The following is a 15,740-nucleotide window of genomic DNA, read 5'->3' on the forward strand; positions in this document are numbered from 1 at the left end:
CCTCCGCCTCCTCCGCCGCTGACAGGACCGACGCCGGGACCTCGGGAGGGACCGAGCGCAACGCGTTCGTGGTCGTCTCGAACCGCCTCCCGGTGGACCGCGTCGTGGCCGAGGACGGCACCGCCTCCTGGAAGACCTCGCCCGGCGGGCTGGTCACCGCACTCGAGCCCGTGATGCGCGCGAACGAGGGCGCCTGGGTCGGCTGGCCCGGCGTGGCCGACGAGGAGGTCGCCCCGTTCGTCGACAACGGCGTGCAGATCGTCCCGGTCGCCCTCAGTGCGCAGGAGCTCGAGGACTACTACGAGGGCTTCTCGAACGACACGCTCTGGCCCCTGTACCACGACGTGATCGCGCCCCCGACCTACCACCGCGACTGGTGGGACGCCTACGTGCGGGTCAACCAGCGCTTCGCCGAGGCGGCCGCGGCCGTGACGGAGGAGGACGGCGTGGTCTGGGTGCAGGACTACCAGCTCCAGCTCGTGCCGAAGATGCTGCGGGAGCTCCGCCCCGACGTCACGATCGGCTTCTTCAACCACATCCCGTTCCCGCCCTACGGTATCTTCGCGCAGCTCCCGTGGCGCCGGCAGATCGTCGAGGGCCTGCTCGGCGCCGACGTGATCGGCTTCCAGCGCCAGGGCGACGCAGGCAGCTTCCTGCGCGCGGTCCGGCGCCTGCTGGGCTACGACACCCGCAGCACGGTCGTCGAGGTCCCGGTCGAGGAGGAGGCCGTCGGCGGCACCCGCCGCGTCAACCGCTCGCGGCGCGGGGCGAGCGTGCGCCCGGTCGTCGCCCGGCACTTCCCGATCTCGATCGACTCCGCGTCGTTCGAGGCGATGGCGCGCACCCCCGAGATCCAGGCCCGCGCCGCCGAGATCCGCGCCGAGCTGGGCAACCCCGCGACGATCATGCTCGGCGTCGACCGGCTCGACTACACCAAGGGGATCGGCCACCGCCTGAAGGCCTTCGGCGAGCTCCTGGCGGACGGCCGCCTCACCTCCGAGGACGCGGTGCTGGTGCAGGTCGCGAGCCCGAGCCGCGAGCGCGTGGACACCTACCGGCAGCTGCGCGACGACATCGAGCTGCAGGTCGGCCGGATCAACGGCGACTACAGCACGCTCGGGCACCCGGCGATCAGCTACCTCCATCACGGCTACCCGCGCGAGGAGATGGTGGCGCTCTACCTCGCCGCCGACGTCATGCTCGTGACGGCCCTGCGCGACGGGATGAACCTCGTCGCGAAGGAGTACGTCGCGTCCCGCTTCGACAACGACGGCGTGCTCGTGCTGAGCGAGTTCGCCGGAGCGGCCGACGAGCTCAAGCAGGCCGTGCAGGTGAACCCGCACGACATCTCGGGGCTGAAGGACGCGATGGAGGCCTCGGCGCGGATGCCGCGCGTCGAGCGCACCCGGCGCATGCGCGCGCTCCGGCGCCGCGTGCTCGAGAACGATGTGGCGCGCTGGTCGGAGTCGTTCCTCTCGGCTCTGGCGGAGCACGCGGCCGGGCAGCAGCTCGACGTGCGGCCCGCGGCCCGCGGACAGGAGGCGCCGCACGGCCAGGAGGCCGAGCACCGCGACGACGCGGCGCACGGGCAGGCGGCCGAGCTCGAGCGGGAGGCCGCCGACGACCGCGAGCTCGACGGCGGCGCGCGATGAGCGAAGGAGTGCCCGAGCGGCTCGCGGCGGCGCTGCGGGAGCTCGCCGCGACCGAACGGCTCCTGGTGGCCCTCGACTTCGACGGCACCCTCGCGCCCGAGGTCGACGACCCCGCCCGCGCGCGGGCGCTCCCCGAGGCGCGCGAGGCCGTGCTGCGGCTCCTCGCCCTCCCCGGCACCAGGGTCGCGCTGGTCTCCGGCCGGGCGCTCGGGAGCCTGGAGGAGGTCTCGCAGCTGCCGGACGAGGCGCTGCTGGTCGGCTCCCACGGCATCGAGATCCGCCTCGACCCCGAGGAGGACGCGGTCCGGCTCGACGACGACGAGCTCGAGAAGGTGGGAGTGCTCGAGGACGTCCTGAAGGGCATCGCCCGCGGGATCGACAACGTCTGGATCGAGGACAAGCCGGCCGGCTTCGCCCTGCACACCCGCCTCGCGACCGAGCGCCACAGCCGCGTCGCCCACGTCGTCGCCCTCTCCGAGGCGCGCGCCGAGGTGCAGGGGGTCACCGTCCGCGAGGGGAAGAACGTCCTGGAGTTCTCGGTCCGCTCGACCACCAAGGGCGAGGCCGTGCAGCACCTCCGCCGCTACACCGGCGCGACCGCCGTCCTCTACGCGGGCGACGACGTGACGGACGAGGACGCCTTCGCGGTCCTCGGCTCCGGCGACGTCGGCATCAAGAGCGGCGAGGGCACCACCGCGGCCTCCTACCGGGTCCGCGGTCCCGAGCAGGTCGCGCACGCACTCCGGCTGCTGGCCGACCTGCGCGCGGAGTAGCAGCCCCCTTCCGGCGGTCAGCGCCGGCGGGTCCCGGATCGCCGACTCGCCGAGGACGGCCGTCCGCCGACGCGGGGAGCGGCCGTTCGCGACGAGTCGGAGATCCGCGAGGACGTCCGCATCCGGTGCCGCTGCCGGAGGCCGGGGCAGGAACGGGTGCGCGGGCCGGTCCGGGTCCGCCCGGCGAGCAGGGGCACCGCGCGCGAGGCGGTAGCCTCATCGCATGCCGGAAATCGATTGGAAGCCCCGCTCGCGCACCGTCACGGACGGCATCGAGGCCACGACGTCGCGCGGGATGCTGCGGGCGGTCGGGATGGGCGATGACGACTGGGAGAAGCCCCAGATCGGCATCGCGTCCTCGTGGAACGAGATCACCCCCTGCAACCTCTCGCTCGAGCGCCTCGCGCGCTCCGCGAAGGAGGGCGTGCACTCCGGCGGCGGCTACCCGCTCCAGTTCGGCACCATCTCCGTCTCGGACGGCATCTCGATGGGCCACGAGGGCATGCACTTCTCGCTCGTCTCCCGCGAGGTCATCGCCGACTCCGTCGAGACCGTGATGATGGCCGAGCGCCTGGACGGCACCGTCATGCTGGCCGGCTGCGACAAGTCGCTGCCCGGCATGCTGATGGCCGCGGCCCGCCTCGACCTCGCCGCCGTGTTCGTCTACGCCGGCTCGATCGCCCCGGGCTGGGTCAAGCTCTCGGACGGCACCGAGAAGGACATCACGATCATCGACTCCTTCGAGGCCGTCGGCGGCGTCAAGGCCGGGATCATGTCCGAGGAGGACGCCAAGCGCATCGAGTGCGCCTTCGCCCCGGGCGAGGGCTCCTGCGGCGGCATGTACACCGCCAACACCATGGCCAGCGTCGCCGAGGCGCTCGGCATGAGCCTGCCCGGCTCCGCCTCGCCCGCAGCCGCCGACCGCCGCCGCGACTACTTCGCCCGCAAGTCCGGCGAGGCCGTCGTCGAGCTGCTGCGCAACGGCACCACGGCCCGCGACATCCTCACCAAGGAGGCGTTCGAGAACGCGATCGCGGTGGCGATGGCCTTCGGCGGGTCGACCAACGTCATCCTGCACCTGCTCGCGATCGCCAACGAGGCCGAGGTCGACCTCACGATCGACGACTTCAACCGCATCGGCGACACGATCCCGCACATCGGCGACCTCAAGCCCTTCGGCAAGTACGTCATGAACGACGTCGACCGCCACGGCGGCGTCCCGGCCGTGATGAAGGCGCTCCTGGACGCCGGGCTGCTCCACGGCGACTGCCTGACGGTCACCGGGAGGACGGTCGCCGAGAACCTCGCCGCGATGGACATCGCACCGCTGGACGGCGAGGTCATCCGCACCCTCGACAACCCGATCCACGCGACCGGCGGGCTCACCATCCTCAAGGGCTCGCTCGCCCCCGAGGGCGCGGTCGTCAAGACCGCGGGCTTCGACGCCTCCGTCTTCGAGGGTCCGGCCCGCGTGTTCGAGCGCGAGCGCGCCGCGATGGACGCTCTGACCGAGGGCCGGATCGAGAAGGGCGACGTGGTGGTCATCCGCTACGAGGGCCCCAAGGGCGGTCCCGGCATGCGCGAGATGCTCGCCATCACCGCCGCCATCAAGGGGGCCGGGCTCGGAAAAGATGTACTACTGTTGACGGACGGACGATTCTCAGGCGGCACAACCGGCCTGTGCATCGGCCACATAGCTCCCGAATCGGTGGACGCAGGTCCCATCGCATTCGTTCGCGACGGAGACCCGATTCGGGTCGACATCGCCGCTCGCTCGATCGACCTACTCGTCGACGAGTCCGAGCTCGCCGCCCGCCGAGAAGGCTGGGCCCCTCTCCCTCCGCGCTACACCCGCGGTGTCCTCGCCAAGTACGCCAAGCTCGTCCGCTCGGCAGCCGAGGGCGCCGTCACCGGGTGACCCGGCCCGCTCCGGCCGGCCGCGCACTCGCGTTCCCGGGCACTCGCCTCCGGCTCTGCCCGCCGCCGCACCACCTCCTGAAGGAATCGACACCCGCATGACTCCGGATCCGTCCGCCGTGCAGCCCGCACCGACGCCCCAGCCACCCCGACCCGCCCACGCTCCCGGGGCCGCCCCCGCGGCCGAGGTCCTCACCGGAGCGCAGGCGGTCGTCCGCTCGCTCGAGATGCTCGGGATCGAGGACGTCTTCGGCCTGCCCGGCGGCGCGATCCTCCCGGTCTACGACCCGCTGATGGACTCCTCGAAGATCCGGCACATCCTGGTCCGCCACGAGCAGGGCGCCGGCCACGCCGCCGAGGGCTACGCCTCGGCGACCGGCAGGCTCGGCGTCTGCATCGCGACCTCGGGCCCCGGAGCGACCAACCTGGTCACCGCGATCGCGGACGCCTACATGGACTCGGTCCCGATGCTCGCGATCACCGGCCAGGTGTTCTCGACGCTCATGGGGACCGACGCGTTCCAGGAGGCGGACATCGTCGGCATCACGATGCCGATCACGAAGCACTCCATCCTCGTGACGCGTCCCGAGGACATCCCCTCGGCCCTCGCCTCCGCTGCGCTGATCGCCACCACCGGCCGCCCCGGCCCCGTGCTGGTCGACATCACGAAGGACGCGCAGCAGGACCAGGCGCCGTTCCTCTGGCCGCCGAAGATCGACCTGCCCGGCTACCGTCCGGTCACGAAGGCCCACGGCAAGCAGATCCAGGCCGCGGCCCAGCTGCTGGTCGAGTCGCGGAAGCCGGTGCTCTACGTGGGCGGCGGCATCATCCGCGCCCGCGCGGCCGCCGAGCTGAAGGCGTTCGCCGAGGCCTGCGGCGCTCCCGTGGTGACCACGCTGATGGCGCGCGGAGCGTTCCCGGACTCGCACGAGCAGCACCTGGGCATGCCCGGAATGCACGGCACCGTCCCCGCGGTGCTCGCGCTGCAGGAGGCGGACCTGATCCTCGCGCTGGGCTCGCGCTTCGACGACCGCGTGACCGGCAAGGCGGCGCTCTTCGCGCCCCACGCCAAGGTCGTGCACGTCGACATCGATCCGGCCGAGATCTCCAAGATCCGCACCGCCGACGTGCCGATCGTGGGCGACCTGAAGGACGTCCTCCCGGACCTCACCGACGCGTTCGCCAAGGCCTCCGCCGACGGCCGCGCCGACACCTCCGAATGGTGGAGCTACCTCAAGGGCCTGCAGACGGAGTTCCCGCTCGGCTACACCGAGCCGAACGACGGCCTGCTCTCGCCGCAGTACGTCATCAAGCGCATCGGCGAGATCACCGGCCCCGAGGGCGTCTTCGCCTCCGGCGTCGGCCAGCACCAGATGTGGGCGGCGCAGTTCATCAAGTACGAGCGCCCCAACTCGTGGCTGAACTCCGGCGGCGCCGGCACCATGGGCTACTCCGTGCCCGCGGCGATGGGCGCCAAGGTCGGCGAGCCCGAGCGCACCGTGTGGGCGATCGACGGCGACGGCTGCTTCCAGATGACCAATCAAGAGCTCGCCACCTGCACGATCAACGACATCCCGATCAAGGTCGCGGTGATCAACAACTCCTCGCTCGGCATGGTGCGCCAGTGGCAGACCCTGTTCTACGAGGGCCGCTACTCCAACACCGACCTCAACACGGGTCACGACACCGTCCGGGTGCCCGACTTCGTGAAGCTCGCCGACGCCTACGGCGCGCTCGGCATCCGCGTCACGAAGCCGGAGGAGATCGACGACGCCATCCGTCTCGCCATCGCCACCAACGACCGGCCCGTGGTCATCGACTTCGTCGTCAGCCGCGACTCCATGGTCTGGCCCATGGTCCCGCAGGGCGTCTCCAACAGCTACGTCCAGTACGCCCGAGACCACAGCCCGACCTGGGACGACGAGGAGTAGACCCGCATGACGCACCACGTTCTCTCCCTGCTCGTCGAGGACAAGCCGGGACTGCTCACCCGTGTCGCCGGGCTGTTCGCCCGCCGCGGCTTCAACATCGAGTCGCTGGCGGTCGGTCCGACCGAGCTGGCCGGGCTCTCGCGCATCACGGTCGCCGTGGACGTCGAGGACCTGCCGCTCGAGCAGGTCACGAAGCAGCTCAACAAGCTCGTCAACGTGATCAAGATCGTCGAGCTCGACACCGACCAGTCGGTCCAGCGCGAGCACCTGCTCGTCAAGGTCCGCGTCGACAACGTCACGCGCTCGCAGGTGCTCGAGGCCGTCACGCTCTTCCGCGCCCGCGTGGTCGACGTCGCGACGGACGCCCTGGTGATCGAGGTCACCGGCGACACCGGCAAGACCAACGCGTTCCTGCGGGTGATCGAGCCCTACGGCATCAAGGAGATCGCGCAGTCGGGCCTGCTCGCCATCGGGCGCGGCTCCAAGTCGATCACCGAGCGCGTCTTCAAGAACTGACCGCGAACTCTCCACTACAGAAAAGGACTCACCACGTGACCGAGCTCATCTACGACGCCGACGCCGACCTCTCCATCATCCAGTCCAAGAAGGTCGCGATCGTCGGCTACGGCTCGCAGGGCCACGCGCACGCGCAGAACCTCCGCGACTCCGGCGTCCAGGTCGTCATCGCGCTGAAGGAGGGGTCGAAGTCGACCGCCAAGGCCGAGGACGACGGCTTCGAGGTCAAGAGCGTCGCCGACGCCGCGGCCTGGGCCGACCTGATCATGATCCTCGCGCCGGACCAGCACCAGCGCGCGATCTACAGCGAGCAGATCGCCTCCGCGCTGACCGAGGGCAAGACCCTCGCCTTCGCGCACGGCTTCAACATCCGCTTCGGCTACATCGAGGCGCCCGCGGGCGTCGACGTCATCCTCATCGCGCCGAAGGCCCCCGGCCACACCGTGCGCCGCGAGTTCGTCGCCGGCCGCGGCATCCCGGACATCATCGCCGTCGAGAACGACGCGACCGGCACCGCCTGGGAGACCGCGAAGTCCTACGCGAAGGCCATCGGCGGCACCCGCGCCGGCGTCATCAAGACCACCTTCACCGAGGAGACCGAGACCGACCTGTTCGGCGAGCAGGCCGTGCTCTGCGGCGGCACCTCGCAGCTCGTCCAGTACGGCTTCGAGACCCTCGTCGAGGCCGGCTACCAGCCCGAGATCGCCTACTTCGAGGTGCTGCACGAGCTCAAGCTCATCGTCGACCTCATGTGGGAGGGCGGCATCGCCAAGCAGCGCTGGAGCGTCTCCGACACCGCCGAGTACGGCGACTACGTCTCCGGCCCGCGCGTCATCGACCCGCGCGTGAAGGAGAACATGAAGGCCGTCCTCGGCGACATCCAGAGCGGCGCCTTCGCGAAGCGCTTCATCGGCGACCAGGACGCGGGCGGACCCGAGTTCCAGGAGCTGCGCGCCAAGGGCGAGAAGCACCCGATCGAGGAGACCGGCCGCGAGCTGCGCAAGCTCTTCGCCTGGAAGCAGACCGACGAGGACTACACCGACGGCAGCGTCGCGCGCTAGTCGGACCGTGTCGACCGGGGGAGCCCCGGCCCGACGAGGGACCCGTCCACCGGGATCCCCTCGCCGGGCCGGGGCTCCTCCGCGTCCGGGGCGCGACTACCGCTCGAGCTCGCGGACGAGACGGCGGAGACCGCCCTTCGGCGGGACGAGGACGGGGTCCGGCCACCGGGGCGAGAGGTGGTCGCCGAGCGTGACCCGGCGCAGCTTGCGGCCGACGAGGGGGAGGACCCAGTCGGCCGCCCAGCGGCGCTGCTCGCGCAGCCGCGCGCGGAGGCGGAGCGGCTCGGGAGCGTCCCAGGGCCCGGTCGAGATCGTGTGCGGGACGCCGAGCGTGTCGAGCACGCGGCCGGCCAGGACGCGGTGGCCGCGCTTGGAGAGGTGCATCCGGTCGGGCGACCAGAGCACGGGGGAGTGGAACTCCCGCATCGCCCAGTAGTCGACGAGGATCGCGCCCCGCTCGCGGGCGATCCGGCGGACGGCGCTGTTGTAGAGGTGGTTGCGGCGCAGGAACATCCGCGGGGCGGGCAGTCCCGGGATGTCGACGCCGGTGAAGAGCACAAGGGAGGCGCCGGTGGTCGCGAGCGCGTCGACGAGCGCCTCGTAGCGGGTGATCAGATCGACGGTGTCGGTGCCGAGGTCGAGGATGTCGTTGCCGCCGGCGTACAGCGTGATCAGGGTGGGGCGGAGCGCGAGGGCGGGCGCGAGCTGGTCCTCGGTGATCTGGGCGAGGCGCTTCGAGCGGACGGCGAGGTTCGCGTACTCCCAGCCCGGCTCGGCCTTCGCCAGGCGCTCGGCGACGCGGTCGGCCCAGCCGCGCACTCCGTTCGGCAGGCGCGGGTGCGGGTCGCCGACCCCCTCCGTGAAGGAGTCGCCGAGGGCGACGAAGCGGCGGCGGCGGTCGTCCATCCGCTCAGCCTCGCCCCCGGGGGAGGACGCGGGGTGTCCGCCGGGTGTCGGGGAGGCGGCGGCGGGCTCCGAGCCTCCTGCGAGGTGCGCGCGGCTAGGGTGTTGCGGTGATCGATGGTGGACCGGGCCGCTCCCCGGAGGACGACGACGCGGCGACCCCGCCGGTGGACCGCGGGCCGGACGTCGGCCCGGAGGACGACGCCGACGACGAGGCCCTGGAGTGGGCTGGCGAGGGCGCGGACCCGACGCTCGTCGCGGGGACGGCGCGCGTGCGCCGGACGCCCCGCGCGGTCGCGGGGGCGGGCCCGGCGGACGACGGCTCGGACGACGACGACTCCGAGGACGAGGACCCCGACGACGAGGCCGCGTCCTCGTCCGCTCTGCTGATCGCCGCGGGCATCGCGGCCGGCCTCTACCTCCTGTACGCCATCGCCTGGGCGATCACGGCGACGCGGCAGTCGCCGGTCGCCGCGGCCGGCTTCGCGGGCGATGCGCTCGGCGGCGCCCTCTACTCGCTCGGGCTCTGGCTGGCGGTCCTGGCGCCGCCGGTGTGGTTCGCCGTGGCGCTCCTCGCCACCCGCGACTCCCGGGTGCGCACCCGCGTGCTCTGGCTGGTCGCCGGACTCGTCCTCCTCGCTCCGCTGCCGTTCCTGAAGGGGGCCTGATGACCGACTCGACCCGGGCCACCCTCGGCGGGACCGGCCGGCGCGACCGGCCCGGCCGGCGCCTGGCCGCCTCCGTCCTCGTCGCCGTGGTGTTCGCGCTCTTCTTCGCCTGGGACGTCTGGGAGGCGGTCGGCAACCTGATCGGCCTGCGCAGCTACGCGGCCTCCCTCGGCACCGACCTGGATCCGACGGGCTGGGCGGTGCTCCTGCTCGGCCTGGTGCTGCCGGTCGCCTGCTTCGTCGCCGCCGTCCTGCTCGGGCGCCGCCGGGGACTCCCGGCGCGCGTCGGACTGCTCGCGGCGGCCCTCTGCCTCTCGGCGGCGCTCTCGCTCGACGTGCAGCTCGTCCTCGGCGTCGAGAGCCTGGTCTCGCTGAGCTGACCGGCGGCGTCACACGGCGCGGGGCGCGCGCACCCCTCCGCTACAGTGACGGGGGGCTGCCGACGCCCCCGCCTCGGTGCCCGCTCCGTCCCCTCTCCGAAGGAAGCGCCTCTCGTGACAAAGCCGGTCGTCCTGATCGCCGAAGAACTCTCGCCCGCCACCGTGGACGCGCTCGGTCCCGACTTCGAGATCCGCTCCGTGGACGGCACCGACCGCCCGGCGCTGCTCGAGGCCCTCGCCACGGCGCACGCGATCCTCGTGCGCTCCGCGACGCAGGTCGACGCGGAGGCGATCGCCGCGGCCCCCTCGCTCCAGGTGATCGCCCGCGCCGGTGTGGGCCTGGACAACGTCGACATCACCGCCGCGACCGCCGCGGGCGTCATGGTCGTGAACGCGCCGACCTCGAACATCATCTCGGCCGCCGAGCTCACCGTCGGCCACATCCTGAGCCTCGCCCGCCACATCCCCGCCGCGCACAGCGCGCTCGCGCAGGGCCTCTGGAAGCGCTCGAAGTACACGGGCGTCGAGCTCTACGAGAAGACCGTCGGCATCATCGGCCTCGGCCGCATCGGCGCGCTGATCACCGCGCGCCTGCAGGCCTTCGGTGTGAACGTCGTCGCCTACGACCCCTACGTGACCAGCGCCCGCGCGCAGCAGCTCGGCGTCACGCTCCTCTCCCTGGAGGAGCTGCTGGCCGAGAGCGACTTCATCACGATCCACATGCCGAGGACCCCCGAGACGACGGGCATGATCTCGGACGATCAGCTGGCGCTGATGAAGCCGTCGGCGTTCATCGTGAACGTGGCCCGGGGCGGCCTCATCGACGAGGACGCGCTGCACCGCGCGCTCGTCGCGAAGACCATCGCGGGCGCCGGACTCGACGTGTTCGTCAAGGAGCCGCCGACCGGATCGCCGCTGCTCGCCCTCGAGAACGTGGTCGTCACTCCGCACCTCGGAGCCTCGACCGACGAGGCGCAGGAGAAGGCCGGCGTCTCGGTCGCCCGCTCGGTGCGCCTCGCGCTCTCGGGCGAGCTCGTGCCGGACGCCGTGAACGTCGCCGGCGGCGTGATCGACGAGTACGTGCGCCCCGGCATCCCGCTGGTCGAGAAGCTCGGCCAGGTCTTCTCGGGCCTCGCGGACTCGCCGGTCACCTCCATCGACGTCGAGGTGCGCGGCGAGCTCGCCGGCTACGACGTGAAGGTCCTCAAGCTGGCGGCTCTCAAGGGCGTGTTCACCAACGTGGTCTCGGAGACGGTGTCCTACGTCAACGCGCCGGTGCTCGCGGAGCAGCGCGGCATCGAGGTGCGCCTGATCACGGAGCCGGTCTCGGACGAGTACCGCAACGTGATCACGCTGCGCGGCGCGCTCTCGGACGGCTCGCAGATCTCGGTCTCGGGCACGCTGACCGGCACCAAGCAGGTCGAGAAGATCGTGGCGATCAACGGCTACGACGTCGAGGTCCCCCTCGCGAAGCACCTCGTCGTCATGAGCTACGTCGACCGCCCCGGGATCGTCGCGGTCTACGGCCGCGAGTTCGGCGACGCCGCGGTCAACATCGCGGGCATGCAGATCGCGCGCACCGAGGCGGGCGGCAAGGCGCTCTCGGTGATCACCATCGACTCGCCCGCCCCCGACGGCCTGCTCGAGAAGGTCCGCGTCGCGATCGACGCCGACCTCATGCAGGAGATCGACATCACCGAGCAGTGAGCACGCGGCGGTTCGCTCAGGTCGACGTCTTCGGCGCCGCGCCGTTCCGGGGCAACCCGGTGGCGGTCGTCGTCGACGGCGACGGCGTGGGCGACGCCGCGATGGCGGAGTTCGCGCGCTGGACGAACCTCTCCGAGACGACCTTCCTCCTCCGCCCGAGCGACCCCGCGGCCGACTACCGGCTGCGGATCTTCACGCCGGGCGGGGAGCTGCCCTTCGCCGGGCACCCGACCCTCGGGAGCGCGCACGCCTGGCTCGCGGCCGGAGGGACGGCCCGCGCGGCGGGGGAGCTCGTGCAGGAGTGCGCCGCGGGTCTCGTCCGACTGCGGGTGACGGAGGAGGGCATCGCCTTCGCCGCCCCGCCCCGCCGGCGGACCGGACCGGTCGACGAGGCGACGCTCGAGCGGGTGGCTGCGGCTCTGCGGATCCCGCGCGCGGAGATCCTCGACCACGAGTGGGTCGACAACGGTCCCGGCTGGCTGGCCGTGCGGCTCGCGTCGGCGGAGCAGGTCCTCGCGCTGCGGCCGGACCAGGCTCTCCTCGCCGGGCTCCCCGTCGGCGTCGTGGGCGAGCATCCGGCGGGAGGCGAGTGCGCGGTCGAGGTGCGGGCGTTCATCCCCGACGCCGGTGTGTCCGAGGATCCGGTGACGGGGAGCCTCAACGCGGGGATCGCCCAGTGGCTGATCGGCAGCGGCGTGCTGCCCGAGCGCTACACGGCCGCTCAGGGGGCGGCGCTGGGCCGAGCCGGGCGCGTGCGCGTCGAGAGCACGGACGGCGCGATCTGGATCGGCGGCGCGACGGTGACCCTGATCGACGGCGTCGTCGAGCTGTAGCGGGTCCGCCGGGGCGGCGCGGTTCAGCTCCCGAGGAGGCGCTGGACGACCGCGAGGACGTCCTCGGCCTCGCCGCGCGACTGCGAGCCCGTGGGGAGCAGGGCGGAGTTGTAGTAGAGCCCGTCGCTCATCAGGACGATCGCCCGGGCGACGAGCGGGTCGCCCACGGCGTCGGCGACCACCTCGTTCCAGCTGTCGTGGATCCGCGCGAGGCCCCCGCTGGCGCGCTCGTCGTGCCCCTGCGCGATGCGCGACACGGCGAGGATCGTGCGGTCGAAGGCCGAGTCGGCGGCGAAGGAGGTGCGCAGCAGGTAGGCGACCACGCCCTCGGGAGCAGCGAGGCTCTGCGCGACGTCCGCCTCCCGCCGCGCGTCGAGGCGCTGCAGGAGCCCGTCGACGAGGGCGTCCTTCGAGGGGAAGTGGTAGAGCAGCCCGCCCTTGGAGACTCCGGCCTCGCGGGCGACGGCGTCGAGGGTCGCGGCGCGCTCGCCCTGCTCGATGAGGAGCTGCTCGAACGCGTCGAGGACGCGGTCGCGGGCGGGGGCAGGAGGCACGGCGACCATCCTACGGCGGATCAGTGGCGACTGTACCGGCTGGACGGTATACTCTCTCCGTTCTCCTCTGAAAGGTCGTCCCCGTGTCCGCGCGCACCGCTCCCGTCTCCACCCACGACACCGCCGGCGCCGCCGACCGGGTCGGGCGACGCGCCTGGGTGGCGCTCGCGGTGCTGATGCTCCCGGTGCTGCTTGTCTCGGTCGACAACACGGTGCTGAACTTCGCGCTCCCCTCGATCGCCGAGGATCTGGGGCCCTCCGGCACCGAGCTGCTGTGGATCGTCGACGCCTACCCGCTGGTGCTCGCGGGCCTGCTGGTGGCGATGGGCAGTCTCGGCGACCGCGTCGGGCGGCGGCGCCTCCTGCTGGTCGGCGCGGTCGGCTTCGCCGCCGTCTCGGTCGTGGCCGCGTTCGCTCCCACCGCCGCGGCGCTCATCGGCGCCCGCGCGGCACTGGGCTTCTTCGGCGCGATGCTGATGCCCTCGACGCTCTCGCTCCTGCGCAGCGTCTTCCCCGACCGCGACCAGCGCCGCCTCGCGATCGCCATCTGGGCGACCGGCTTCGCCGTGGGCTCGGGCATCGGCCCTCTGGTCGGCGGCGTGCTGCTCGAGCACTTCCCCTGGGGGTCGGTGTTCCTGCTCGCGGTGCCCGTGCTGCTCCCGCTGGTCGTCCTGGTGCCGATCCTGGTGCCGGAGTCGCGCGACCCGCAGCCCGGCCCGGTCGACGTCGTCAGCATCCTGCTGTCGCTGGCGACCATGGCGCCGGTCGTCTACGCGGTGAAGTCCTTCGCCGAGCACGGGATCGACGCGGTCGGCGTCGCGGCGCTCGTCGTGGGCGTCGTCTCGGGAGCTCTGTTCGTCCGCCGCCAGCAGCGCCGGGCCTCGCCGATGCTCGATCTCTCGCTCTTCCGTCGCGGCTCGTTCAGTGCGGCGATCGTGGTCAACCTCCTCAGTGTCACCGCGCTGGTCGGCGGGCTCTTCTTCCTCTCGCAGCACCTGCAGCTCGTGGTCGGGCTCTCGCCCCTGGAGGCGGGCCTCGTGCTCGTGCCGGGCCTCGCCGTGATGATCCTGGCCGGGCTCGGCGTGGTGCCGATCGCGCGCCGCGTCGCTCCGCGACTCGTCGTCCCGGCCGGACTGCTGGTCTCGGCCGTCGGGTACATCCTGCTGGCCCTCGGCAGCGGGGCGCCCGGAGGAGCGTCCGCGCTCACCGTCGCCGTCGCCTTCGCGTTCCTCGGCCTGGGCATCGGTGCGGCCGAGACGGTGTCGAACGAGCTGATCCTGGCCAACGCGCCCGCCGACAAGGCCGGTGCGGCCTCCGCCGTCTCCGAGACCGCCTACGAGCTCGGTGCCGTCCTCGGCACCGCGACGCTCGGCACGGTCCTCACCGCCGTGTACCGCGGGGGAGTCGTGCTGCCCGAGGGCCTCGACGCCGCGCAGGCGCAGCGGGCCGGGGAGACCCTCGGCGGCGCCGTCTCGGTCGCCGGCGAGCTGCCCGCCGACTCCGCCGCGAGCCTCGTCGCGTCGGCGAGCGCGGCGTTCGACTCGGGCGTCGGCTGGTCGGCCTGGCTGGGTGTCGTCCTCGTGCTGGCCGCCGCCGCGGTCGGCTCCTGGCGCCTCCGCCGGAGCTGACGCTCCTCCTCTCCTCCCGAGGGAGGCCGCCCGGGACGCGCAGCGCCTCCCGGGCGGCCCTCGCCAGCCCGACGGGGGCGCGTGCCCCGGACCGCGGCGCGGGCGGGCCGCGAGTACGCTGGGGGGACTCCGACCCCGTACGCCTGAGGACCGCCATGCCCCGCACCGTGAAGCTCGCCGTCATCCCCGGAGACGGGATCGGGCCCGAGGTGACCGCCGAGGCCGTCAAGGTCCTCGACGCCGTCACCGCCGACTCCGACCTGGTGCTCGAGACGACCACCTTCTCGCTCGGCGCCGCCCGCTACCTCGAGACCGGCGACGTCCTCACCGACGAGGACCTCGCGGCGATCGCGGGGCACGACGCGATCCTCCTGGGCGCCGTCGGCGGAGCACCGGGGGACCCGCGCCTCCGGGACGCGAACATCGAGCGCGGGCTGCTCCTGCGGCTGCGCTTCGAGCTCGACCACTACGTCAACCTGCGGCCCACCCGTCTCTACGCGGGCGTCCCCTCGCCGCTCGCGGCTCCCGGCGAGGTCGACTTCGTGGTCGTCCGCGAGGGCACGGAGGGGCCCTACGTCGGCACCGGCGGCTCGATCCGGCAGGGCACCCCGCACGAGGTCGCCAACGAGGTGTCGGTCAACACCGCCTACGGGGTCGAGCGCGTCGTCCGACACGCGTTCGAGCTCGCCCGCACGCGCCGCTCCCGGCTGACGCTCGTCCACAAGACGAACGTCCTCGTCTTCTCCGGCTCGCTCTGGAAGCGGATCGTCGACGAGGTGGGGGCCGCCTTCGAGGACGTGGCCGTCGACTACCTCCACGTGGACGCCGCCACGATCTTCCTCGTGACCGACCCTGCTAGGTTCGACGTCATCGTCACCGACAACCTCTTCGGCGACATCCTGACCGATCTGGCCGGCGCGATCAGCGGCGGCATCGGACTCGCGGCCTCGGGCAACATCAACCCCGACGGCGCGTTCCCCAGCATGTTCGAGCCGGTCCACGGATCCGCGCCCGACATCGCCGGACGGCAGCTCGCCGACCCGACCGCCGCGATCCTCTCGGCCGCGATGCTGCTGGACCACCTCGGCCGGAGCGACGAGGCCGCCCGCGTCACCGCGGCCGTGACCGCCGACATCGAGTCGCGCGACGGCACCCCGCGCTCCACGGCCGCGATCGGCGACTCCGTCGTCGCCCGCCTCCGCTGATCCCCCGCAGAA

General features: G+C 72.6%; 14 protein-coding genes. 12 read left to right on the forward strand and 2 right to left on the reverse strand.

What is annotated here, in order from left to right; genetic code table 11:
- Positions 1-68: 68 nt before the first annotated feature.
- From C5C30_RS06170 to ilvC, 6 genes are all read left to right on the forward strand, one after another.
- A complete protein-coding gene (locus C5C30_RS06170) occupies positions 69-1,652 on the forward strand; it encodes a trehalose-6-phosphate synthase (RefSeq protein WP_104250140.1) in 1,584 nt (527 codons plus the stop codon).
- Complete coding sequence (otsB, locus tag C5C30_RS06175; protein WP_104262689.1) at positions 1,649-2,425, forward strand: trehalose-phosphatase; 777 nt, start codon at positions 1,649-1,651, stop codon at positions 2,423-2,425. The genes C5C30_RS06170 and otsB overlap by 4 nt, the downstream gene beginning before the upstream one ends.
- Before the next feature lie 223 nt (positions 2,426-2,648).
- Entirely contained in the window at positions 2,649-4,343 is a 1,695-nt protein-coding gene (gene ilvD / locus C5C30_RS06180; RefSeq protein ID WP_104233215.1) for a dihydroxy-acid dehydratase, read from the forward strand.
- Between the two features lie 97 nt (positions 4,344-4,440).
- Complete coding sequence (locus tag C5C30_RS06185; RefSeq protein ID WP_104226247.1) at positions 4,441-6,273, forward strand: acetolactate synthase large subunit; 1,833 nt, start codon at positions 4,441-4,443, stop codon at positions 6,271-6,273.
- Positions 6,274-6,279: 6 nt separating this feature from the next.
- Positions 6,280-6,789: an acetolactate synthase small subunit gene (gene ilvN / locus C5C30_RS06190; RefSeq protein WP_104223540.1), complete on the forward strand. Its 510-nt coding sequence runs from the start codon at positions 6,280-6,282 to the stop codon at positions 6,787-6,789.
- A gap of 35 nt (positions 6,790-6,824) precedes the next feature.
- Positions 6,825-7,850: a ketol-acid reductoisomerase gene (gene ilvC, locus C5C30_RS06195; RefSeq protein ID WP_104223539.1), complete on the forward strand. Its 1,026-nt coding sequence runs from the start codon at positions 6,825-6,827 to the stop codon at positions 7,848-7,850.
- Between the two features lie 96 nt (positions 7,851-7,946).
- Here the strand turns inward: ilvC and C5C30_RS06200 are convergent, their stop codons facing one another.
- On the reverse strand, positions 7,947-8,756 hold the full coding sequence (locus C5C30_RS06200; protein WP_104223538.1) for an SGNH/GDSL hydrolase family protein: 810 nt from the start codon (positions 8,754-8,756) through the stop codon (positions 7,947-7,949).
- Between the two features lie 107 nt (positions 8,757-8,863).
- On the opposite strand from C5C30_RS06200, the gene C5C30_RS06205 reads away from it, so the two are divergent.
- From C5C30_RS06205 to C5C30_RS06220, 4 genes are all read left to right on the forward strand, one after another.
- The gene (locus C5C30_RS06205; RefSeq protein WP_104333370.1) at positions 8,864-9,421 is read left to right on the forward strand and encodes a hypothetical protein; all 558 of its coding nucleotides are present in this window, start codon (positions 8,864-8,866) and stop codon (positions 9,419-9,421) included.
- Positions 9,421-9,801 (forward strand): hypothetical protein, encoded by a 381-nt coding sequence (locus tag C5C30_RS06210; protein WP_104223536.1) that lies wholly within the window; start codon positions 9,421-9,423, stop codon positions 9,799-9,801. Before C5C30_RS06205 ends, C5C30_RS06210 begins: the two co-directional genes overlap by 1 nt.
- A 114-nt stretch (positions 9,802-9,915) precedes the next feature.
- Positions 9,916-11,508, forward strand: a complete 1,593-nt coding sequence (serA, locus tag C5C30_RS06215; protein ID WP_104223535.1) for a phosphoglycerate dehydrogenase — start codon at positions 9,916-9,918, stop codon at positions 11,506-11,508.
- Positions 11,505-12,341 (forward strand): PhzF family phenazine biosynthesis protein, encoded by an 837-nt coding sequence (locus tag C5C30_RS06220; RefSeq protein ID WP_104268716.1) that lies wholly within the window; start codon positions 11,505-11,507, stop codon positions 12,339-12,341. The genes serA and C5C30_RS06220 overlap by 4 nt, the downstream gene beginning before the upstream one ends.
- Positions 12,342-12,364: 23 nt before the next feature.
- On the opposite strand, the gene C5C30_RS06225 is transcribed toward C5C30_RS06220, so the two are convergent.
- Positions 12,365-12,904 carry a TetR/AcrR family transcriptional regulator gene (locus C5C30_RS06225; RefSeq protein ID WP_208543367.1) on the reverse strand — a complete coding sequence of 180 codons (540 nt, stop codon included), beginning with the start codon at positions 12,902-12,904 and terminating at the stop codon, positions 12,365-12,367.
- A 74-nt stretch (positions 12,905-12,978) separates the two neighbouring features.
- Here C5C30_RS06225 and C5C30_RS06230 point away from each other — a divergent pair, with 74 nt between their 5' ends.
- Both C5C30_RS06230 and C5C30_RS06235 read left to right on the forward strand, forming a co-directional pair.
- Positions 12,979-14,523, forward strand: coding sequence for an MFS transporter (locus tag C5C30_RS06230; protein ID WP_258065819.1), 1,545 nt, complete (start codon positions 12,979-12,981; stop codon positions 14,521-14,523).
- Positions 14,524-14,678: 155 nt separating this feature from the next.
- A complete protein-coding gene (locus C5C30_RS06235) occupies positions 14,679-15,728 on the forward strand; it encodes a 3-isopropylmalate dehydrogenase (protein ID WP_104223533.1) in 1,050 nt (349 codons plus the stop codon).
- The last annotated feature ends 12 nt before the right edge of the window (positions 15,729-15,740 follow it).

It is taken from the genome of Rathayibacter sp. AY2B5, from assembly GCF_002931645.1.
Lineage (GTDB): Bacteria > Actinomycetota > Actinomycetes > Actinomycetales > Microbacteriaceae > Rathayibacter.

Bases quoted from the DNA above. Each gene is read 5' to 3' on its own strand.
- otsB (WP_104262689.1), top strand. From the start codon at position 1,649: ATGAGCGAAGGAGTGCCCGAGCGGCTCGCGGCGGCGCTGCGGGAGCTC.
- ilvD (WP_104233215.1), top strand. From the start codon at position 2,649: ATGCCGGAAATCGATTGGAAGCCCCGCTCGCGCACCGTCACGGACGGC.
- C5C30_RS06185 (WP_104226247.1), top strand. From the start codon at position 4,441: ATGACTCCGGATCCGTCCGCCGTGCAGCCCGCACCGACGCCCCAGCCA.
- ilvN (WP_104223540.1), top strand. From the start codon at position 6,280: ATGACGCACCACGTTCTCTCCCTGCTCGTCGAGGACAAGCCGGGACTG.
- C5C30_RS06200 (WP_104223538.1), bottom strand. From the start codon at position 8,756: ATGGACGACCGCCGCCGCCGCTTCGTCGCCCTCGGCGACTCCTTCACG.
- C5C30_RS06210 (WP_104223536.1), top strand. From the start codon at position 9,421: ATGACCGACTCGACCCGGGCCACCCTCGGCGGGACCGGCCGGCGCGAC.
- C5C30_RS06225 (WP_208543367.1), bottom strand. From the start codon at position 12,904: ATGGTCGCCGTGCCTCCTGCCCCCGCCCGCGACCGCGTCCTCGACGCG.
- C5C30_RS06235 (WP_104223533.1), top strand. From the start codon at position 14,679: ATGCCCCGCACCGTGAAGCTCGCCGTCATCCCCGGAGACGGGATCGGG.